The sequence below is a fragment of the Microbulbifer sp. ABF4_143 genome, from assembly GCF_056160225.1.
In genome coordinates, this window is record NZ_JBSWWT010000016.1 from 92,310 (window position 1) to 113,460 (window position 21,151).

The 21,151-nt window shown below is 65.1% G+C and carries 21 protein-coding genes; 16 read left to right on the forward strand and 5 right to left on the reverse strand.

The features are described from left to right. Nucleotides 1-141 precede the first annotated feature (141 nt). From rnr to ACXAF3_RS13430, 4 genes are all read left to right on the forward strand, one after another. Nucleotides 142-2,874: a ribonuclease R gene (gene rnr / locus ACXAF3_RS13415; RefSeq protein WP_475112819.1), complete on the forward strand. Its 2,733-nt coding sequence runs from the start codon at nt 142-144 to the stop codon at nt 2,872-2,874. Nucleotides 2,875-2,946: 72 nt separating this feature from the next. Beyond that, nucleotides 2,947-3,702 carry a 23S rRNA (guanosine(2251)-2'-O)-methyltransferase RlmB gene (gene rlmB / locus ACXAF3_RS13420; protein WP_475112820.1) on the forward strand — a complete coding sequence of 252 codons (756 nt, stop codon included), beginning with the start codon at nt 2,947-2,949 and terminating at the stop codon, nt 3,700-3,702. A gap of 305 nt (nt 3,703-4,007) precedes the next feature. After that, on the forward strand, nt 4,008-4,562 hold the full coding sequence (locus ACXAF3_RS13425) for a hypothetical protein (RefSeq protein WP_475112821.1): 555 nt from the start codon (nt 4,008-4,010) through the stop codon (nt 4,560-4,562). A gap of 117 nt (nt 4,563-4,679) precedes the next feature. Further along, on the forward strand, nt 4,680-5,990 hold the full coding sequence (locus ACXAF3_RS13430) for a tetratricopeptide repeat protein (RefSeq protein ID WP_475112822.1): 1,311 nt from the start codon (nt 4,680-4,682) through the stop codon (nt 5,988-5,990). Here the strand turns inward: ACXAF3_RS13430 and ACXAF3_RS13435 are convergent. Further along, nucleotides 5,978-6,340, reverse strand: a complete 363-nt coding sequence (locus ACXAF3_RS13435; protein ID WP_475112823.1) for a hypothetical protein — start codon at nt 6,338-6,340, stop codon at nt 5,978-5,980. The two genes, ACXAF3_RS13430 and ACXAF3_RS13435, sit on opposite strands and share 13 nt — an antisense overlap. A 383-nt stretch (nt 6,341-6,723) precedes the next feature. On the opposite strand from ACXAF3_RS13435, the gene ACXAF3_RS13440 reads away from it, so the two are divergent. From ACXAF3_RS13440 to ACXAF3_RS13485, 10 genes are all read left to right on the forward strand, one after another. Beyond that, entirely contained in the window at nt 6,724-7,281 is a 558-nt protein-coding gene (locus ACXAF3_RS13440) for an RNA polymerase sigma factor (protein ID WP_475112839.1), read from the forward strand. 20 nt (nt 7,282-7,301) lie between these two features. Further along, nucleotides 7,302-7,934 carry a hypothetical protein gene (locus ACXAF3_RS13445; protein WP_475112824.1) on the forward strand — a complete coding sequence of 211 codons (633 nt, stop codon included), beginning with the start codon at nt 7,302-7,304 and terminating at the stop codon, nt 7,932-7,934. Nucleotides 7,935-7,953: 19 nt separating this feature from the next. Continuing rightward, nucleotides 7,954-8,520, forward strand: coding sequence for a hypothetical protein (locus ACXAF3_RS13450; protein WP_475112825.1), 567 nt, complete (start codon nt 7,954-7,956; stop codon nt 8,518-8,520). Between the two features lie 108 nt (nt 8,521-8,628). After that, the gene (locus tag ACXAF3_RS13455) at nt 8,629-9,930 is read left to right on the forward strand and encodes a hypothetical protein (RefSeq protein WP_475112826.1); all 1,302 of its coding nucleotides are present in this window, start codon (nt 8,629-8,631) and stop codon (nt 9,928-9,930) included. 199 nt (nt 9,931-10,129) lie between these two features. After that, on the forward strand, nt 10,130-10,573 hold the full coding sequence (gene rpsF / locus ACXAF3_RS13460) for a 30S ribosomal protein S6 (protein WP_475112827.1): 444 nt from the start codon (nt 10,130-10,132) through the stop codon (nt 10,571-10,573). Nucleotides 10,574-10,585: 12 nt separating this feature from the next. Continuing rightward, complete coding sequence (rpsR, locus tag ACXAF3_RS13465; RefSeq protein WP_020411626.1) at nt 10,586-10,816, forward strand: 30S ribosomal protein S18; 231 nt, start codon at nt 10,586-10,588, stop codon at nt 10,814-10,816. 55 nt (nt 10,817-10,871) lie between these two features. Beyond that, nucleotides 10,872-11,702, forward strand: a complete 831-nt coding sequence (locus ACXAF3_RS13470) for a hypothetical protein (protein ID WP_475112828.1) — start codon at nt 10,872-10,874, stop codon at nt 11,700-11,702. A 50-nt stretch (nt 11,703-11,752) separates the two neighbouring features. Further along, nucleotides 11,753-12,199 (forward strand): 50S ribosomal protein L9, encoded by a 447-nt coding sequence (gene rplI, locus ACXAF3_RS13475; protein ID WP_475112829.1) that lies wholly within the window; start codon nt 11,753-11,755, stop codon nt 12,197-12,199. Nucleotides 12,200-12,384: 185 nt separating this feature from the next. Next, entirely contained in the window at nt 12,385-13,827 is a 1,443-nt protein-coding gene (gene dnaB, locus ACXAF3_RS13480) for a replicative DNA helicase (protein ID WP_475112830.1), read from the forward strand. Nucleotides 13,828-14,167: 340 nt separating this feature from the next. After that, entirely contained in the window at nt 14,168-15,259 is a 1,092-nt protein-coding gene (locus tag ACXAF3_RS13485; protein ID WP_475112831.1) for a winged helix-turn-helix domain-containing protein, read from the forward strand. Here ACXAF3_RS13485 and ACXAF3_RS13490 read toward each other — a convergent pair. After that, nucleotides 15,238-15,882: a DUF6515 family protein gene (locus ACXAF3_RS13490; RefSeq protein ID WP_475112832.1), complete on the reverse strand. Its 645-nt coding sequence runs from the start codon at nt 15,880-15,882 to the stop codon at nt 15,238-15,240. The genes ACXAF3_RS13485 and ACXAF3_RS13490 overlap by 22 nt on opposite strands. A 159-nt stretch (nt 15,883-16,041) precedes the next feature. Between ACXAF3_RS13490 and ACXAF3_RS13495 the strand changes: the two genes are divergently transcribed. Both ACXAF3_RS13495 and ACXAF3_RS13500 read left to right on the forward strand, forming a co-directional pair. Continuing rightward, nucleotides 16,042-16,851, forward strand: coding sequence for a helix-turn-helix domain-containing protein (locus ACXAF3_RS13495; protein WP_475112833.1), 810 nt, complete (start codon nt 16,042-16,044; stop codon nt 16,849-16,851). A 98-nt stretch (nt 16,852-16,949) separates the two neighbouring features. Then, nucleotides 16,950-17,279 carry a DUF1330 domain-containing protein gene (locus ACXAF3_RS13500; RefSeq protein ID WP_475112834.1) on the forward strand — a complete coding sequence of 110 codons (330 nt, stop codon included), beginning with the start codon at nt 16,950-16,952 and terminating at the stop codon, nt 17,277-17,279. A gap of 54 nt (nt 17,280-17,333) precedes the next feature. On the opposite strand, the gene speB is transcribed toward ACXAF3_RS13500, so the two are convergent. From speB to ACXAF3_RS13515, 3 genes are all read right to left on the reverse strand, one after another. Further along, on the reverse strand, nt 17,334-18,212 hold the full coding sequence (gene speB / locus ACXAF3_RS13505) for an agmatinase (protein ID WP_475112835.1): 879 nt from the start codon (nt 18,210-18,212) through the stop codon (nt 17,334-17,336). A 114-nt stretch (nt 18,213-18,326) separates the two neighbouring features. Beyond that, nucleotides 18,327-19,577 (reverse strand): carboxynorspermidine decarboxylase, encoded by a 1,251-nt coding sequence (gene nspC, locus ACXAF3_RS13510; RefSeq protein ID WP_475112836.1) that lies wholly within the window; start codon nt 19,575-19,577, stop codon nt 18,327-18,329. 191 nt (nt 19,578-19,768) lie between these two features. Then, on the reverse strand, nt 19,769-20,977 hold the full coding sequence (locus ACXAF3_RS13515; protein WP_475112837.1) for a saccharopine dehydrogenase family protein: 1,209 nt from the start codon (nt 20,975-20,977) through the stop codon (nt 19,769-19,771). Nucleotides 20,978-21,151: the final 174 nt, after the last annotated feature.

Here is a 21,151-nt window from a genome sequence, read left to right on the forward strand (position 1 = left end):
GCGTGCAGTAGCGACTTTCCCTGAACCGGTAGTCACCGGTCTGCGTCGCAAGTCCACAATGCCGGAGACCCTCTGCCAATTGCCGAAGGCGCTCCGAAAGCCGCCCGAGAAAGGCGGCTACCTCGAACAACGGATACTGTTTTGACTCAAAAGAAGACTTCACTGAACGACCTCGCCGACCCCCACGCCGAGCGCGAGGCGGAAAAATACGAAAAGCCCGTTCCCAGCCGCGAGTTTCTGCTGCAACTGCTGGAGCAGCAGCCGGGCCCGGTTTCCTGGGAGACGGTGGCCAATATTCTCGAAATCGACGACGAGGACCGCCGCGAGGGGGTGCGCCGGCGCCTGATCGCGATGTCCCGCGACGGCCAGATCGCCAGCAACCGGGCCGGCGACTTCGGCGTGTTGGACAAGATGAGCCTGGTGCGCGGCCGCGTGATCGGCCACCGCGACGGCTTCGGTTTCGTGGTGCCCCGCGACGGCGGCGACGATCTGTTCCTGTCCCACCGCCAGATGCGCAAGGTGTTCGACGGCGACGAGGTGCTGGTGCGCGAGACCCCCGGCGGCTTCCGCGGCAAGCGCGAGGCGGCGGTGGTGCGGGTCATCAAGCACAATACCCAGCAGCTGGCCGGGCGCCTCTACCGGGAGAACGGCATCTGCTTCGTGCGCCCGGACAACCCGCGTATCAACCTGGACATCATGGTGGCGGCGGAGCACGCCGCCGACGCCGGCCACGGCCAGTATGTGGTGGTGAAGATCGTCACCCAGCCCAGCCGCGATACTCTGCCCCAGGGCGAGGTCATCGAGGTGCTCGGCGACCACCTGGCGCCGGGTATGGAGATAGACGTTGCGATCCGCAACTACGGCATACCCCACACCTGGCCCGCGGCGCTGCAGGCGGAGGTGGACGCGATTCCCGACGAGGTCGCCGAGGAGGACAAGAAGGCGCGGGTGGACCTGCGCCAGCTGCCGCTGGTCACTATCGACGGCGAGGACGCGCGAGACTTCGACGACGCCGTCTACTGCGAACTGCTGCCGGACGACAGCTGGAAGCTGCTGGTGGCCATCGCCGACGTCTCCCACTATGTGCGCCCGGGCAGCGCCCTGGACGAGGAGGCCCACAGCCGCGGCAACTCGGTCTACTTTCCGGACTTCGTTGTGCCGATGCTGCCGGAGAAGCTGTCCAACGGCCTCTGTTCCCTGAACCCGGAAGTGGACCGGCTGTGTATGGTATGCGAGATGCGTATCGACCGTGACGGCCAGATCCGCGACTACCGTTTCTTCGAGGGGGTGATGCGCAGCCACGCGCGCCTGACCTATACCCAGGTCGGGCAGATGATCGACGAGCGCGGCCGGCGCGACTCCGGCCTGCGCAAGCAGTTCGCCGCCCTGGTCCCGCACCTGGACAACCTGCACGATCTCTACAAGGCGCTGCGCGCCGCCCGCGACCGCCGCGGCGCCATCGACTTCGAGACCACCGAGACGCGCATCATCTTCGACGCCAAGCGCAAGATAGAGCGCATAGTGCCGGTGCAGCGCAACGACGCCCACAAGCTGATCGAGGAGTGTATGCTCGCCGCCAACGTCTGCGCGGCGCAGCTGATGGAGCTGGCGGAGGTGCCCGCCCTCTACCGGGTGCACGATACGCCGAAGGAGGAGAAGCTCAGCAACCTGCGCGAATACCTGGGCGAACTGGGGCTGCGCCTGCCCGGCGGCGCCGAGCCGCAGCCGAAGGATTTCCAGCTGCTGCTGGAACAGGTGGCGGGGCGCCCGGACGCGCACATCATCCAGATGATGCTGCTGCGCTCGATGAACCAGGCGGTCTACCAGCCGGAGAACCGCGGCCACTTCGGCCTCGACTACCCGGCCTACGCCCATTTCACCTCGCCGATCCGCCGCTACCCGGACCTGCTGCTGCACCGCGCGCTGCGCTGGCTGATCCGCAACGGCAGTGCCAACGAGCGCGCGGTGGCGAAGAAGGTGCACATGGTGCCCGGCGCCGAGGCCATTCCGCGGGAAAAAATCCTGCCCTACGACATGCCGGCGATGGTACAGCTGGGCGAGCACTGCTCGATGACCGAGCGCCGCGCCGACGATGCCACCCGCGACGTGGTCAGCTGGCTCAAGTGCGAATACCTGCAGGACCATGTGGGCGAGGTCTACCCGGGCGTGATCAGCGCGGTCACCGGTTTCGGCCTGTTTGTGGAGCTGGACGATCTCTATGTCGAGGGTCTGGTGCATGTGACCGCACTGCCGAAGGACTACTACCGCTTCGAGCAGGCCCACCAGCGCCTGATCGGCGAGCGCAGCGGCGCGCGCTACCACCTGGGAGATTCCGTCCGGGTCCAGGTGGCGCGGGTGGATCTGGACGAGCGCAAGGTGGACTTTATTCTCGAGGAGCTGCTGCCGCGGGAGCAGGTCAAGGTCAGCGCGCGCGCGATGGAGATGGCGGTGGAGCACCAGCAGGAGCGCGAGCGGCGCGGCAAGTCCCCGTCGGGCAAGAAGACATCCGGCGAAAAGCGCAGCGCCAGCCCCTGGGCCAGGCACGCGGAAACGCCGCCCGCAAGTACGCCCTTCCGCAAGCGCAAGGTCGGTTCCAGCGAGGCGGTGCCGGTGGCGCCTCAGCCCGAGAGTGAGCCTCGGCCCGAAAGCAAGCCGCAGCCGGAAAAGCCGGCCGCCGAGAAGGAGGGCGCGCCCGCTGCCGGCGAGGAGGCGCCGAAGAAACGCCGCGGCCCCAGGCGCACTCCGCCGCGCAAGGGCGGCAAGCGCCCGGCGGTGGCCGCGCGCAAGGCGGCGCAGAAAGCCGCCAAGGCCAATGCGAAAAGCCCCAAGGGAAAAAAGAAGAAGCCCTCCGCCAAGCGCAAAAAGAAGAAGTAAACCCCTAAAAGCCTGCTCTCTCCCGGGAGAGGGCAGCCTCGGCCCCGACACAGCAACCGACAAGCAACACCCATGTCCACAGAAATCGTCTACGGCCTCCACGCGGTACAGGCACTGTTGAAAAGCGCACCCCAGCAGGTGCAGGAGCTGCTGCTGCTGCGCGGACGCAAGGACCAGCGCCTGCAGAAGATCATCGGCCAGGCGGAGAAGAACAATATCGCGCTGCGCTTTGTCGATCGTCGCGCCCTGGACGACAGGGTCGGCGACGACGGCAACCACCAGGGCGTGGTCGCCGTCTGCGCCGGGCAGACCAGGGTTTACGACGAGCGCTTCCTGAAAGAGCTGCTGCAACAGCTGGAGGAAAAGGGCGAGGCGCCCTTCCTGCTGGTGCTGGACGGCGTCACCGATCCCCACAACCTCGGCGCCTGCCTGCGCTCGGCGGAGGCCGCCGGCGTGCACGCGGTCATAGCGCCGAAGGACAAGTCCGCCGGCCTGACGCCGACGGCGAGAAAAGTCGCCTGCGGTGCCGCGGAGGTACTGCCGTTTGTGACCGTCACCAACCTGGCGCGCACCCTGCAGATGCTGCAGCAGGCCGGCGTGTGGATATTCGGCGCCGCCGGCGAGGCGGAGCAGGAACTCTACCAGAGCCAGCTCACCGGCCCGCTGGCCCTGGTGATGGGCGCCGAGGGCTCCGGCCTGCGCCGCCTGACCCGCGAGCACTGCGACCACCTGATCAAGATCCCCATGGCGGGCGAGGTCAGCAGCCTGAACGTGTCCGTCGCCACCGGCGTGTGTCTCTTCGAGGCGGTGCGCCAGCGCGCCGGTTAGCCTCCCGTAAAAAACGGTCGCAATAAGTCTCCCCCATTGCGCCATACCGCACAGCGCGCCTGACACCGCTGCTAAATTTGAGCGGCCGGCAGGCGTTTCCCGCACAAGCCTTTCCCGCGCGGCCCGATTGCACGCCAAAAGTTCGCCCCCTCTCCGCCCCGCGGGAACCATTGCGATATCCCCCGCGTGTATAGGAGTGGTCAGGAACGGAAAGCGGGTGCGCCGGGACCAGTCGCGCAGATTTCCACTCCGGCCCCAACTGCGATCCGATCGCGAAATCAGTCAGATGAGAGAGGTAACGGAAGATGTTGACGAAGAAGCTGCTGCTCGTGGGGGTGTCTGTCGCCGCCTGCTGTGCCCTGCCGGCGCTGTCGCAGGAGGTGGAGGCGCCGAGTGATCTGGATGTCACCTTGACGGTCGTCGAGGCGAACGAAAATGTCGAGGATGTGCTTAACAGTATCGAGTTGCCCGAGGATGTGCGCGCGGCGGCCGAGGAAAGCATGGCCGCGGTCATGTCCGCGGTAAGTGCGATTCAGAGCGGCGACGTGAAAACCCGGGAGGAGGCCGAGGCGATGGTGCGCGAGGCCATGGCGCGCAGCAGCGAGCTGGCCGTCAACGCCCGCTCGTCGGCGGATGCCGCGAGCGAGGACGCGCAGCGCGCGGCCGAGGTGGCGCGGGAGGCGGTCGAAGAGGCAGTGAAAAATGCGCTGTCGGGCGCCGAGATCCAGGGGGTGATCGAGCAGATGATGCAGGACATTCTGAACAGCCTGCCCGAGGATATCAGGAATGAGATGACCATCGACCTGGATGCGCTCTTCGATCAAGCGCGGGACAGCCAGCCCGAGGATCCCGACGGCTGAGACTGCCGGCGGTGCGGTCCCGGACCGCGGGCACAACCCGGTACCGCAGTGCCGGGTTGTGCGTATGGAGAGATAGAGCGCAGATAGCAGATATAGGGATATACAGAGGTGACAGAGGTGCGGAAACAACTGATTGGGGTTGCACTGGCCGGTGCAATGGCGGCCGCGCCCTCGGTGCTGTTGGCGCAGGGCCAGCTGGCCGAGGGGATAGAGGCATTCAAGGGCGGCGATTACCGCCGCGCGCTGAAATTGTTCGAGGCGGAGGAGCGGGCCGGCAACGACAGCGCCAAACTCAAATACAACACCGGCGTGACGCTGATGAAGCTGCGGCGCTACCGCGAGGCCAGCGCCTACTTTCAGCGCCTGCTGAGCGAGCCGGAATGGAAGGACCTGGCCCGCTTCAATCTCGCCCTGGCCGCCGAGCGCAGCCGCAAAACCCTGATTGCGGCAAAGCACTACCGGCGTGTCAGCGAAACCGCGGACTCGGCGAAGCTGCGCGGCCTGGCGGCGAGCCGTCTCAACGCGCTCGCGAAGGCGAACCGCGGCCCCGCCGCCCGCCGCTGGCTGGCCACCGCGAGTCTGTCCGGCGGCTACGACGACAATGCCTATGCGCTGCGCAACGAGCTGCTGGAGGATACATCGGCGGGCGCGGACAACTTCGCCGAGCTGTTCGCCTGGGGCCAGTACCAGCTCAGCGGAACATCGGCGGATGGCTGGCGGCTGCAGGGCTACGGTTTCGGGCGGCGCTACAGCGAACTGGACAGCCTCGACCTGACCAGCGCCAGCGCGGCCCTGACCCGGGACCGCCAGTGGCTGGGCTGGAACGCCGAACTCGGTGTCGCCGGGGAGATCGTCTATCTGGGTGGGGAGACGGTCACGCGACAGGCGCAGCTGGTCGGCAAGCTGAGGCGGGATTTCGGCCAGTCCAGCGTGAGCCTGTCCTATATCCCCAGCTACTACCTGGGGGGGGACCGGTACGCCTACCTGGACGGCTGGCGCCAGCGCTTCGAGGTCAAGTGGCAGCGCCCGATTCTGGCCTTCGAGGTGCGCGCCTACTACCGCTATGACGCCAATGGCCGCGCCGACCTCGAGCGGGATCAGGTGGACTACTACAGCTATTCGCCGGTGCGCCACTCCGTCGGCGGCGCGCTGGACTGGTCCCTGTCCACCAGCTGGAACCTGTCGACCGGCGTCGAATTCCGCAGCAGCGTCTACGACGAGCTCAACCGCATCACCGACGGTGAAGGCAATCAGATCAGCTACCGGCGTGAGTCCGACCGTATCAAGTCCTGGATATCGGCGCGCTTCAAACTGACACCGCGGCTGAGCCTGGACGGCAAGTTTGTCGTTATCGACAACGAGGAAAATCGCGACGTCTACACCTACGACAAGGCAGAGGCCAGCCTGGGCGTCAGCTATATCTTCTGACGCTTGCGGGCGACCGCCCTGGCGCGGCTCATATCCGCGGCGGTGAGATTGCGCACCCCGTTGCTGGCCTGGTCGAAGATGGTCGGGGAGAGGGCGCCGGTCAGCAGATGCGGATAGCGGCGGCAGTACTCCATCAGGCCGCGCAGGACTATTTGGTTGACAGTCGCACACTCCTCCCGCCAGGAGTCCAGCGCGGAAATAAACAGGTCCGAGCTGCTTTTCTTGCGCGGGTCCACGCCGGAGCCGGTCCTGCCCGGCTGCTTCTCCGGCGCCTCGCGGAAGCGCCGGATCAGATGGTCGCAGATTTCTGTGGATACGGCGTTCTCGAACAGCAGGACCAGTGAATCCATATTCCCCCCGACAAAAAGCCGGGTACGAGATCCGGCCCAGCATGGTAAAACACCCAGCAACAAAGAAGAACCGCAAGGGTCATATGTGGATGATCGGATCGGGATCGCGCCCGGGCCGCCGTTGACGGCGCCGCCGCCCCGGGGGGGCAGCGAAGGGGTTCTGCAATTGCAATCTGTCCGCGCGGCCTTGTTGAGTATTTATTCGTTATTTTATCGCTGATTGCCGGAATATTTTTGCGCGAGGAGCCTTTTGGCGGCTGCGGTCGTGTAACTAACTTGTGCGCCGCAAATTTATTTTGTCTTTTGTGGGAACCTTTTTGCACTTCGCCTCGTGTTAGCAGTTCGATTGGAGCAATCGGCAAAGGAGTAGTGGGTTGAGCTTGATGCAGATTTTCCGCGGCCGCACTGCGCCGGGAGACCGCTTTACCGCCCTGGTGCGCCCGCATCTCCGGCTGATGTACCGCATGGCCTACCGCTGGACGCAGAACCGGGCTGAGGCCGAGGACCTGGTACAGGACGTGCTGACCCGCCTGTTTCCCCGCTTCGAGGAACTGGCCGCGGTGGACAAGCCGGGTCCCTGGTTGGTGAAGGTGCTCTACCACCGCTATGTGGATCTCTATCGCCGCCGCGTGAGTTCCCCCATCGATGAGGGCGCAACCTGGGAGAGTGACGACGCCTTTTTTCAGGAGGCCCAATCCGGCGAGTACAACCCCTACCAGCGCCTGGAGCTGCAGCGGGCTCTGAATCGGGCATTGGCGGAGCTGGATGATGGCTGGCGCGACGTGGTGCTACTGCACGATGTGGAGGGTTACACGGCGCTGGAAGTGGCGGAAATACTGGAAATCAATGTGGGCACTGTAAAGTCCCGGCTGCATCGCGCGCGCAAGAAACTGAAAATGGCGCTGCAGCCGGGAACCATTGACAGCTGTCGCGCGTGTTAATCGGTGTCGAGGAGGTGAGTATGGAATGCAGTCAGGCGAGGCGGGAACTGGAGCTGATGCGGGAGCAGAACAGCGCTGTACTGCTGGCACATCTCCGCCAGTGCGGCGGCTGTCGCGATCACGCCGAGGAGCTCAGGCTGGTGCGTCTGCTGCGCACCATGCCGGCGCCGGAGCCCGCACAGGGCTTTGAAGAGCGGGCGCTGGGCGCGGCGGTGCGGGAGAGGCGGGAGGCGCCCCCCTCGCGGGCGTGGGGGTGGCAGCTGGCAACCGCCGCCAGCCTGTTGCTGGCGGTATGGATGGCGCTGCCCCGCTGGCAGCAGCCGGTGCCTCCCGCGCCGCAGCCGCTTGCCGCTGCGCTGCCGGTCAGTGTGTCCCTGGATACGCCCCGCGCCCTGCAGGGCGCCACCATCCGGGTGTCGCTGCCGGAGAATCTGGCGCTCGACGGCTACGGCGATACCCGCGAGCTCCAGTGGCAGGCGGACCTGAGTGCCGGCTCCAACCGGCTCACCCTGCCGCTGCGCCCGCGGCAGGTTGTGGGCGAAACAGAGATCCTGATCCAGATAGAGCACCGCGGTGCGCGCAAGGAGTTCAGGGTGCCGGTAAAGCTGCGGGATTCCGAAGCGGCTGCGGCCGACTCGACACCACTGATTTAAACTTCCCCAGAATAAAGATGTGAGGCTAAAAGTGAAGGCGTTCAAGAAACTGCCCCCGGTGGCACTGTTCTTCTCCGCGCTGATAAGCGCCCCGGTGTTTGCCGATGACGAGAGCGGTGACGACCTGGATGTGACGATAACGGTGGTGGAAGCCGACGGCGATGTAGCGGATGTGATCAACGTGATCGAGCTGCCGCGAGAGGCCGGTGACGCAGCGAAAGAGGCCGTGGCCTTCGGTCTGGCGACGGCCAACGCGGCGCGTCAGCGCAGCGAGAGCAAGGTGCAAGAGGAACTCGAGAAGGCCGGGGAGATGGAGGCCGCGGCCGAAGGTGCGGCAGCTCAGGCCGCGGACCAGGCAAAAGAGGCGGTGAAAAGTGCCCGGGAGGCCGTGCAGGAGGCGGCCAACAATGCCAGCGAGGCCGCGGAGGAGGCTCTGAAGAATGCCCTGTCCGGCGGCGCGGCGGACAATATCCCCGAAGACGTGCTGGACAATATTCCAGATGACATCAAAGACCGGTTGCCGATCGACCTGGATTCTGTGATCGACGAAGCGACCGACAATATTCCGGATACCCCCGGAAGCTGAGTCGGCCATTAACAACACTATTGCGACGCGTTGAAGGTCGGGCAGCAATGCCCGGCCGTTTTTTGCGTTAAGAATGACGGATATATCACGATGCGGATAAGAGCAATAATGGCAGCGGCCATCGCGGGGCTGGTGACCGCTGCATCGATCGCGCAGGCGCAGGATTACTTTGCCCAGGGCACTGCGGCGTTCAAGCGCGGGGAATACCAGAGCGCCCTGGCGCTGTTCGAGCGGCAGCAGCAGCGGGGAGGCGGCGGCTCGAAGCTGACTTACAATATCGGCGTTACCCATTTCAAACTGGGCAATTACCGCGAGGCCGGCCGCCATTTCCGGCAGCTGCTGGACGCCCCAGAGTGGCGGGACCTGGCGCGCTTCCAACTGGGCCTGGTTGCGGAAAAACAGGGGGACAGGTCCCGCGCCGTCCGCCATTACACCCGGGTGGAGGCGAGTGCCAAGTCGGAAAAACTGCGCGCCCTCTCCAGCAGGCGCCTGGCCGCGCTGGCGCCGGCAGAGCCGCGTGCCCCGGCGCCCGCCGCCCGGCGGTGGCTGGCCATCGCCAGCGCCTCCGCCGGCTATGACGACAATGTCTTCGCCCTGCAGGATGAGCTGGTGCAGGATTCAACGCTCGCCGAAGACAGCTACACAGAGCTGTTCGCCTGGGGGCAGTACCGCTTGCAGGGCACCGCCGCCGACGGCTGGAGACTGCAGGCCTCCGCCTTCAGCCGCGGCCACTCCGAGTACCACTCGCTGGATGTGAGCAGCTACAGCCTCGGCCTGTCCCGCGATTTGAACTGGAAGGGATGGCGGGCGGAGCTGGGTATTGCCGCCGACTCCACATTCCTCGACGGCGAGCAGCTCACCCGCGGCACCCGGCTGATCGGGCGCGTACAGCGGACCTTTTCCGGGTCCAGACTGAGCCTCGCCTATCTGCCCGCCCACTACAGCGGTGGCAGCGACTACGCCCACCTGGATGGCTGGCGCCACCGTTTCGAGGCAAAACTGCAGCGCCCGCTGGGCCCGGTGACGGCCAATGCGCTCTACCGGCTGGAGCTGAACGACCGGGCAGATCTCGAGGGGGAGGGCGGTGCCTTCTACAGCTATTCGCCGACCCGGCACAGCACGGCCCTGGAGCTGGAATGGCCGCTGCGTGACAACTGGGTGCTTTCCGCCGGTGTGGAGTACCGCAGCAGCGAGTACGACGGCGTCAACAGCCTGACGGACAGCGACGGCACCGTGAAGCGGGCGGTCCGCGAGGCCGACAGACTCAGATCCTGGTTGCAGTCGCAATACAATCTCTCGCCGAGGCTGCAACTGGCCGGAAAAGTCGCACTGACCGATAACGAAGAGAGCTTCGATCTCTATACCCACGACAAGACCGAGGCGAGCCTGGGCCTTCGCTACACCTTCTAAGCCCGAGCCCAGCCGGCCACAAGCCCCCGCGCCGCGCCTCGGCCGAAGCCGGCGCGCGCGCCGGGGATTGATCAACTTGCAACCAGTACGCCAACCCCCTAGAATACGCCGCCCGCAATGGGCCCAGTGTATCCGGGCCCGTTGTACTCCTTGCCTCACCGGATTGCCCGGGAGGCTGTTTAACCCGTAAGGAGCGAAAATGCGTCATTACGAAATTGTATTCCTGGTCCACCCGGATCAGAGCGAGCAGGTGCCCGGCATGGTGGAGCGCTACACCGCTTCCATCAAGGAGAGCGGTGGTCAGGTTCACCGCCTGGAAGACTGGGGCCGCCGCCGCCTGGCTTACCCGATCAACAAGATCCACAAAGCCCACTATGTGCTGATGAACGTCGAGTGCACGGAAGAGGCTCTGGAAGAGCTGACCACCAACTTCCGCTACAACGACGCCGTACTGCGCAACCTGGTGATCCGCGAAGACGAGGCCATCACCGAAGAGAGCCCGATCATGAAGGCGGAGAAAGAGAGCCGCGAGCGCAAGGCCGCCCGCGCAGAGCGTTCCGAGCGTCGCGAGCGCGCCGAGGAAGGCAAGTCTTCCTCCGAAGCGGAAGAGCAATCTTCCGATAACGCCGAAAGCGAAGAGTAAGGGGATTATCAGATGGCACGTTTTTTCCGTCGTCGCAAGTTCTGCCGTTTCACCGCTGAAGGCGTCAAGCGTATCGACTACAAGGATCTCGATACCCTGAAGGCCTACATCTCCGAGACCGGCAAGATCGTTCCGAGCCGCATTACCGGCACCAAAGCCAAGTATCAGCGCCAACTGGCCACCGCGGTCAAGCGCGCCCGTTACCTGGCCCTGCTGCCGTACACGGACAGCCACGAAGCCTAAGCCCGGAAACCTGGGTTTTAGTGCTTAGACGTTTTACAAGAGAAGCTATCTAGAAGTGCGCGCCCTGGCCGAATTCATCATGCGCGGGCGCGTGCGCGCGGTGCTCATCACCATGGTGGGCATACCGCTGATCAGCCCGGCGGCGCTGGCTCTGGTGAGCCTGCGCCGCGGTGGCAGCGACGGCCTGATGGTTCTGGCCTGGGCGCTGCTGCCGGTGATTGCCGCGGGTGTGAGCGGCTATATGTCGCCGCTGATGACCGGTCTCGCGGCCAGTCACTTCGCCGCGGTTTTTTGCGGCGCGCTGACGCTGCGCAGCAGCCGCTCCTGGGCCGCGGCCCTGGTTGCGCTGACCGCGGTGGCGGCGCTGGGCATACTGCTCACCGCCCATTTCAGCGGCGGCCTGTTGCAGAGTCTGCTGCAGGCGGCGCGGGAATCCGGCGGCGACCAGGCGGAACAGCTGCAGCAGATATTCGGCAGTGAGTCTCTCGCCACCGGATACCTGAGCTGGGTTTCGGCCATCACCGCGACCCTGGCCCTGGTGCTGGGGCGCCACTGGCAGGCGCTGCTGTACAACCCCGGCGGTTTCCGCCAGGAGTTCCACCGGCTGCGTATGCCGCTGCCGCTGGCGGCGGCCGGCATGCTGGTGTGGGTGTACAGTCTGCTGACCCAGGACTATGTGTTCTGGGGGGCTGTGGCGGCCTTCCCGATGGTGGTCGCCGGTATCGCCCTGATTCACTGGCAGGTGGCTGACAGGGGGTGGGGGCGCGGGCCGCTGGTGGCGCTGTATGTGATGCTGGTGATCGCGGCCCTGCCGCTGGCCGGCTTCCTGTGCGGCCTGGCGCTGATAGATAGCTGGATAGATATTCGCGGGCGCTCTGCTAAATAGCCGACACCGGCAGGCGGGTCCGCACAAAAACTGAAATTGAGGAAACCGAGATGGAAGTTATTCTGCTCGATAAAGTAGGCAAACTGGGCAACGTGGGCGACCGCGTTGAAGTCAAAGCCGGTTTTGGCCGCAACTTCCTGCTGCCGACAGGCAAGGCGGTTCCGGCGACTGAAGCCAATATCGCCGAGTTCGAAGCCAAGCGCGCCGAACTGGAAGCCGCCGCAGCCGCCAAGCTGAGCGAAGCCGAAGGCCGCGCCGCCAAGCTGGCCGACCTGTCCGTGACCATCGCCGCGAATGCCGGCGACGAAGGCAAGCTGTTCGGCTCCATCGGCACCCGCGACATCGCCGAGGCAATCACCGCCGCCGGTGTCGAAGTGGCCAAGGCCGAGGTGAAGCTGCCCCAGGGTGCGCTGCGCGAAGTGGGCGAGTACGACGTCGACGTACAGCTGCACTCCGACGTGATCGCCACCGTCAAGGTAGTGATCGAGGCGGAATAAGCGCGCCGCTGCGCTTTCCCCTCCTTGTAGGAGCGGCCCATGGCCGAGACCGGGTTCCTGAGTATCTGGAAGGTGTGATCGCGGCCATGGGCCGCTCCTACAGCGGCGCAAGTCGCGCTACAATCGGGCGCTGAATCCCCTGTCGGGTTCAGCGCCCGATTCGTTTCCGTATCCAGTAAATCCCTATGATCGACGACTACGCCGTTCCCGAACAAGAAGTGTCCACCGAAGAGACTTCGCCGCTGCCGCACTCGGTGGAGGCGGAGCAGTCGGTACTGGGCGGCCTGATGCTGGACCCGGGCCGCATCGACGCCGTCGCCGAGCAGCTGGGCGAGGCGGATTTCTTCGTCGCCAGCCACCGCAAGATCTTCGCGGTGATGCGCGAGCTGACCGATGGCGAGCAGCCGCTGGATATCGTCACCCTGGCCGAAGCCCTGGCCAGCCGCGACCTGCTCGCGGAAGTGGGCGGCGCCGCCTACCTGGCCGAACTGGCCGAGAACACCCCGTCCGCGGCCAATATCGTCGCCTACGCCAAGATAGTGCGTGAGCGCTCCATGCTGCGCCAGCTGATCGCCGCCGCCGGCGAGATCAGCCGCACCAGCTTCAACCCCGGCGGCCTGGCCTCCGCCGACCTGCTGCAGATGGCCGAGCGCCGCGTGGCGGAGATCGCCGAGGGGCGCGCGAAGGAGGGCGGCTTCGTCGGCGTCGACGCGCTGCTGAAGCAGACGGTCGAGCGTATCGACGAGCTGTTCAAGAGCGAAGGGGATATCACCGGCCTCAGCACCGGCCTGACCGAGCTGGATCAGCGCACCTCCGGCTGGCAGCCGGGGGAACTGATCATCCTCGCCGCGCGCCCGTCCATGGGCAAGACGGCGCTGGCGCTGAACTTTATCGAGAGCGCCATGTTGAGCCAGGACAGGCCGACCCTGATCTTCAGCATGGAGATGCCCGCCGACAGCCTGGTCATGCGGATGCTGTCCTCCATCGGCCGCATCGACCAGGGCCGTATCCGCAACGGCAAGCTGCAGGAGGAGGACTGGCCGAAGCTGTCCAGCGCGGTGCAGAAGATGAAGGGCAAGGCGCTGTATATCGACGACACCCCGGCGCTCAGCCCGAGCGAGGTGCGGGCGCGGGTCAAGCGCACGGTGCGCGATCACACCAACAAACTGATGCGCGAGAACCCAAAGCTGACCCGCGAGGAGGCCGAGGCGAAGAGCATGCCGGCCATGATCATGGTGGACTACCTGCAGCTGATGCAGGTCAAGGGCAGCACCGAGGGCCGCACCCAGGAGATCTCCGAGATCTCCCGCTCCCTGAAGGCCCTGGCGAAGGAGTACAACTGCCCGGTGATCGCCCTGTCGCAGCTGAACCGCGGCGTGGAGCAGCGCCCGAACAAGCGGCCGATGAACTCGGACCTGCGGGAATCCGGCGCCATCGAGCAGGACGCCGACGTGATCCTGTTTATCTACCGCGACGAGTACTACAACGAGGACAGCCCGGACAAGGGCATGGCCGAACTGATTATCGGCAAGCAGCGCAACGGCGAAATCGGCACCTGCCGCGCCGCCTTCGTCGGCAAGTACACCCGCTTCGACAACCTGGCGCCGGAGTATTACCAGGGCGACTAATCGCCTCGACCTCCGATCCGTAGGGGCCGAAGGCGCCGCGAATACCTGCAGTGGCCGGAAGGAACCGCGTGTTCGCCCTTAGCTTGAGAGCCCTCGCGGCTGGAGCCCTGTAGGTGATTATGTGGCGGCTCTTGCGGGGCGCGCCGTGAATACATCCCTGTAGGCTTGTCCGCGAGGTCCCTCTCGCAGACAGTCCCGCAAACAGCCACCGGCATCAGGGCCTTCGCATCGGAGCTGGTACCAATGGCCACCAAGGGCGAACGCAAGACAGATTTCTGTTCCTGTAAAATCCGCGTTGCCGCCACCCGTGGCGGTCGTTCGCCCCCCCCAGGAGGCTGTATTGCTGTCGAATAAATCCATCCGCGCACTGGTTATCGAGCGCCAGTATATCCACAACCCCTGGCCCGGCGACCTGGTGTCCCTGATCCGCCACCTGGGCGCGCTGCAGCTGGATGCCATCCAGCGCATCGCCCGCGCCCACCACCACCAGCTCTACAACCGCCTGCCGCGCTACCGCGAACAGCAACTGGCGCAGGCGGAGCAGCGCCGCGAGATCTTCGAGTACTGGTCCCACGCCGCCGCCTATCTGCCGATGGCGCACTACCGCTTCGCCCGCGTGCGCATGGACCGCATCCGCGAGGGCCAGCGGCACTGGTTTGAGAAGAACGCCAAATTGTGCCGCTATGTACTGGATCGGGTGCGCGCCGAGGGCCCGCTCAAGGCCAGCGATTTCGTCAGAGCCAGGGGCGGCTGGTGGGCCTGGGCCGACGAGAAGAAGGCGCTGGAGCAGCTGTTCCACGAGGGCGAGCTGATGGTCAGCCACCGCGACGGCTTCCAGAAAGTCTTCGATCTGCCGGAGCGGCTGCTGCCCGCCCATGTGCAGACGGCCAGGGCCAGTGACCTGGACTACGGCCGCCACCTGGTGCGCACTTTCCTGCGCTGCCAGGGTATCGGCCGCACCGAGGAGATCGCCTATCTGCGCAGGCACGACAGGCCGCTGATCGAAAACGCGGTGGAAAAGATGCTGAAAAGCGGCGAATTGCTGGTGCAGGGCAGGGAACTGTTATTGGCCGAGGGCGGGCAGGTCGGTCCGGTCAGGCCGCCGCGCCGGGTGCGGCTGCTTTCCCCCTTCGACCCGCTGGTATTGCAGCGCAAACGGCTAAAGCGCCTGTTCGATTTCGACTATCAGCTGGAGTGCTACCTGCCGGCGCCGAAGCGCCGCTTCGGTTATTTCTGCCTGCCGATTCTGTACGGCGACAGCTTCGCCGGTGTCGTGGACCTGAAAGCGGACCGGGCGGCGGGTCTGTTGCGCATCGAGGCGCTGCACTGGCAGGGAAAACCCGGCTCCGCGCTGGAGGCGAGTTTCAACCGCGCCCTGAGTCAGTTTGCCCGTTTTCACGGGCTGACCGGTTACAGCCTGACGACCACGTAGACCTCGCGCCCGTCCCGCTGGGTCGGCATAAAGTAGTCGCTGCCGTAACGGTAGTACTGCACCCCGTTGATCACTTCCGCCGTATAGCCCGGCGGCAGCGTCTCCACCACCTGGCCCGGCGCATAGCCGGAGGGACCGGCGGGGGAGGGCGACGGCGCCGCGACGCCTGCCGGCGGCGGCACCACGACATAGGCGCGGCTGGCGGGATGCCACTGATAGTAGGCGTTCGCGTACTGGTAGTAGACGGCGCCACCTATCTCGATCCGCACCGCGCTGGCCGGCAGCGACACTACCGACGCGCCCAGCGGCGCGGTGACCACCACATAGCCCGACGGCGCCGGGCGGTAGAAGTAGCCGCCGTGGTAATAGTAGGGGTGGCCGCCGACGGCCAGGCTTATATAGCCGGCGGGCAGTATCGGCGCCACAAAACCGACGGAAATACGCGGCCCCCAGCGGCGGGGCCCGTGGTGATGGTGCCAGTGTCTGTAGGGTTTGTAGGGGCGGTGGTAGCCGTGCCCGCCGCGCTCGTAGCCGCGCGGCGCCGCGTCGGCCGGCGGGCTGAAGGCGAATGCCGCCAGGGCCAGCAGGGCGATGGCTCCGATCAGCGTTTTTAGCGTCTTCACAGTCTCTCCGGCGAAGTGATTGCTTACATAGGTTAAATTTTAACCCCTGTGCTCTGCCCTCCGCCACGCCTGGACGTTAAGAAGTGTGAAATTCGCGGCGGGAACAGCCCGCGGCCCCCACTGATGGACGGCTGCCGACAGCGGCGCTATCTTGCGTCAATGGAAAAGGAAAACCCATCGGTCGGGAACCTGGTGCGCCACTGGCGCCAGCGCCGACGCCTGAGCCAGCTGGCATTGGCCTGTGAGGCCGATATCTCGGCCAAACACCTGTGTTTTGTCGAAACTGGGCGCGCCAGGCCGAGCCGCGACATGTTGCTGCACCTGTGTGAGCACCTGGGGGTGCCACTGCGGGAGCGCAACCGCTTCCTGCTCGCCGCCGGCTATGCGCCGGCCTATCCGGAGCGGCCCCTGGACGACACGGCGCTGGCCGCCGCGCGCCGCGCGGTGGGACAGGTGCTGGCCGGTCACGAACCCTACCCGGCCCTGGCCGTGGACCGGCACTGGAACCTGGTAAGCGCCAACCGCGCGCTGGGGGCACTGCTGGCCGGCGTGGCGCCGGAGCTGTTGCGGCCCCCGGTCAATGTGCTGCGCCTCAGCCTGCACCCGCGGGGCCTGGCGCCCAGGATCGAGAACCTGTCCCAGTGGCGCGCGCACCTGCTGTCGCGCCTGCGTCAGCAGCGGGATAGCAGTGCCGACCCGCTGCTGGCGGCACTGTTGCGGGAGCTGGAGGAGCTGCCGCAGCCCGGGGTTGCGGAATTGCCCGATTCCGAGCCCGATATTGTCGTGCCCCTGCGGCTGGCCACCGACAGCGGCACCCTGTCCCTGATCAGCACCACCACGGTGTTCGGCACGCCGGTGGATGTGACCCTGTCCGAACTGGCGATAGAGGCGTTTTTCCCGGCCGATGCCGCCACCGCAGACCTGCTGCGCTCCCTACTTGGGGTGGATTCCGCCGCCGTTCCGACGTAAAAGGGCCGGCACTTACCGCAGCGGTAATCGACGCGGGGATTTCACGCGCGTAACTTGCCCCTGTTCATCCGGTAAACAGGCTGAAACAGGGAGGCACCATGCCCGCTTACGCCATAGGACATCTGCACAATGTGGATGTGGGAGAGGATATCGTCGAGTACCTGCGCAAGATCGATGCCACACTGGCGCCCTATCGCGGGCGCTTCCTGGTGCACGGGGGGCCGTTTGAATCCCTGGAGGGCAACTGGGGCGGCGACCTGATCATCATCGAGTTCCCCGACCTGGACGGCGCCCGGGACTGGTATCAGTCGGCGGCCTACCGGGAGATACTGCCGCTGCGCAGGCGCAACAGCGACGGCGATGTGATACTGATCGACGGGGTATCGGCGACCCACAGGGCCACCGATGTACTGGAGCGGGTTGTCTAGCGGCGGCCGGCGCCGCCTCGGCGGCGCGGCACTAACCCCTTCTGGTGCGTTGCACTAAACCCTTCTGGTGCGTTGCACTATGCCCATCAGCTTGTACAGCAGCTGCGCGGCGGCGAAGTCGTAGGCGTGGAAGCCCTCGATGGGCGCGAATTCGAGCAGGTCGAAGCCGATAATCTCGCGCTGCTTCGCCACCGACTCGAACAGGTTCAGCGTCTGGTACCAGCCGAGGCCGCCGGGCACCGGGGTGCCGGTGGAGGGGAAGACCGACGGGTCCAGACCGTCGATATCCAGCGTGAAGAACACCTTCTTCGGGAAGTCCTGCGGCAGTTCGAATTCCTGCACGTTGGTGGGCACCAGCTGGTGCGCGTCCAGGTAGCGGACGCCGTATTTCTCCCGCGCGCCCATCTCCTCCTCACAGTAGGCGCGGATACCCAGCTGGAACAGCGGTATACCCGCCTCCACCACCAAGCGCATCACGCTGGCGTGGCTGTGCTTCTGGCCCTCGTAGCGGTCGCGCAGGTCCGCGTGGGCGTCTATCTGCACCACGCCGAAGTCCTCGATACCCGCGTCCAGATAGCCCTTGATCACGCCCCAGGTCACCGAGTGCTCGCCGCCGATTCCCACCGGCATCTTGCCCAGTTCCAGCACCTCGCGGGTGGCCGCGGCGATATTGTCCATGACCTGCTCGGGCGCGCCGGACACGTTGACCGGGCTGCGGGTGTAGATGCCCAGCTCGCACGGGTAGGAGAAGTTGTCGTAGGTCTCCAGCTGCCAGGAGGCCTCCAGTATCGCCGCCGGCCCCTTGCCGGTGCCGCCGCCGTAGGAGACGGTCTCCTCGTACGGGATCGGGATTATATGGAAGAGGGCGTCTTCCGGTTTCGGCTTCTGGATTTCGGAGCCGAGGAAGATCGGGTAGTCGTTTTCTGAGAGCATGGTTCTCGTCCTTTGCTTGTAGGAGCGGCCCATGGCCGCGATCGATGTCCGGGGAGCCCGCGAGCCCGATCGCGGCCATGGGCCGCTCCTACCGCAATCCAAAGTCATCAGGGGTTAGGCGCAGCCGCCGTCTTCGTCGCCGGAAGTGCGCTCGAGCGTTTTCCAGTCCCGGCCGGAGAGGCGGTTCTTGAAGTCCTCGTAGCCGAACTCTTTCACGATTTTCAGCTCGTCGGTCTTGGAGTTCCACAGCGCAATCGCCGGCAGCGGTATGCCGTTGAAGGTGTTGGTCTTGACCATGGTGTAGTAGGCCATCTCCTCGAACACCAGCCGGTCGCCGACCTTGAGCGGGTCGTTAAAGCTGTACTCGCCGATGCTGTCCCCGGCCAGGCAGCTCTGGCCGCCGAGGCGGTAGTCGTGGGGCAGCTCGCCGGGGCGGGCGGCGCCGGTGATTTCCGGGCGGTAGGGCATCTCCAGCACGTCCGGCATATGGCAGGTGGCCGACGCATCGAGTATCGCCTGCTTCTGGCCGTTCCAGGTGATGTCCACCACCTCGGCCACCAGAATGCCGGCGAACAGCGAGATCGCCTCGCCGGGCTCCAGGTAGATCTGCACCTTGTGCCTGTCGGAGAAGGCGCGCACCGCGTCCACCAGCTCGTCTATCTGGTAATCACAGCGGGTGATATGGTGGCCGCCGCCGAAATTGATCCACTCCATCTGCGGCAGCAGATGGCCGAACTTTTCCTCCACCGCGGCGATGGTGCGCTCGAGCGGTTTGAAATCCTGCTCGCACAGCGTGTGGAAGTGCAGGCCGCTGATGCCGTCCAGGTCCTCGCCGTCGAACAGCGAGCGCACTATGCCGAGGCGCGAGCAGGGGGCGCAGGGATCGTAGAGTTCCGTATGGCCCTCGGAGTGCTCGGGATTGATGCGCAGGCCGAAGCGCAGCTCCGGTCTCTGCTTCTGCGCCTCGAGGCACAGGTCCTTGTAGCGCTTCCACTGGGAGAAGGAGTTGAAGATCACATGGTGGGCGAACCCGAGTATCTCCCGCAGCTCCTCCTCCTTGTAGCCGGCGCTGAACACATGCACCTCTTTGCCGAGCTCCTTTCCGCCATACTCCTCGAAGCCGAGTCTGGCTTCATAGAGGCCGGAGGCACAGGTGCCGGATAGATACTCGGCGACTATCGGGCCGGTGCTCCACATAGAGAATGCCTTCAGCGCGGCCAGAATCTTGGCGCCGCTGCGCTTCTGCACGTCGGCCAGCACCTCGAGGTTGTCGCGTAGCGCCCGCTCGTCGACGACGAAGCAGGGGGAGGGTACGCGGGTCGGATCGAAGTTGCCGAAATAGTCGATTCGCGGAGTCAGGTCCATAGAAAGCTGCCAGTATCGTAAACGTCAGATGCGAAGGGCCTGATGCCGGGATTCGTTTGCGGGACTGTCTGCGAGAGGGACCTCGCAGACAAGCCTACATGGACGCATTCACGGCGTGTCCCGCAAACGAATCCCGGCAGCAGGCCCGCCCAGGCGCCGATCGAGGCGCACAACAGGGCCAAGCCCAAAAATTATTGGAACGGCTTATCCAGCCAGGTTTCCTGCCACGGCAGGCCGTACTGGTTCAGGTCGTGCATAAACGGATCCGGATCCAGCTGCTCCAGGTTCCAGACGCCCGGCTTCATCCACTTGCCTTCCAGCATCATCTTGGCGCCGATCATCGCCGGCACGCCGGTAGTGTAGGAGATGGCCTGGGACTGCACCTCCTTGTAGGCCTCCTGGTGGTCGCAGATGTTGTAGATGTAGTAGATCTTTTCCTGGCCGTCTCCGGTTTTCTCTTTGGGGATACCGCGGATGATATTGCCGATACAGGTCTTGCCCTTGGTCAGCGGGCCGAGGCTGGCCGGATCCGGCAGCAGCGCCTTCAGGAACTGGATCGGCACTATCTGCTGGCCCTGGAATTCGATCGGCTCGATGCTGGTCATGCCGACGTTCTGCAGCACCTCCAGGTGTTTCAGGTAGCTGGCACCGAAGGTCATCCAGAAGCGCGCGCGCTCGATTTCCGGGAAGTGCTTCGACAGGGATTCCAGCTCCTCGTGGTAGAGCAGGTAGATGTCCTTCTCGCCGATACCCTCGGGGAAGCTGAACACGCGCTTCTCCTCCATCGGCTTGGTGGTGACCCACTCGCCGTTTTCCCAGTAGCGGCCGTTGGCGGTGATCTCGCGGATATTGATCTCCGGGTTGAAGTTGGTCGCGAACGGCAGGCCGTGGTCACCGGCGTTGCAGTCGATGATGTCCAGCGTCTTGATGCGGTCGAAGTGATGCTTCTTCGCATAGGCGGTGAAGACGCTGGTCACACCCGGATCGAAACCGCTGCCGAGCAGTGCCATCAGGCCGGCCTTCTCGAACTTGTCCTGGTAGGCCCACTGCCACTTGTACTCGAACTTGGCCTCTTCCGGCGGCTCGTAGTTGGCAGTGTCCAGGTAGTGCACGCCGGTTTCCAGGCAGGCGTCCATAATGTGCAGGTCCTGGTACGGCAGGGCCACGTTGATGACCATGTCCGGCTTGACCTTCTCGATCAGCTTCACCAACTGCGGCACATTGTCCGCGTCCACCTCGGCGGTGTCGATCTTGCGCGGCAGCATCTCGGCGATCTTGTCGCACTTGCTCTTGGTGCGGCTGGCGAGGGTGATATTCTCGAACACCTCTTCCACCTGGGCGCACTTGTGCGCCACCACCTGGCCGACGCCGCCGGCGCCGATAATCAGTACATTGGCCATGAATAATCTCCTTATGTGAGAAGCCCCTTCCTCTTTTCAGTAATCAAGGGGAGGTGGCGGCCCTGCTACCGGTGGCGCTTTGCGGGACACGCCGCGCATCCATCCCTGGAGGCTTGGGGGGGGGGGGCCCCCCGCCCAAAAGCCCCCAAACGTTCCCTCTCCCCCCCCCCCCGC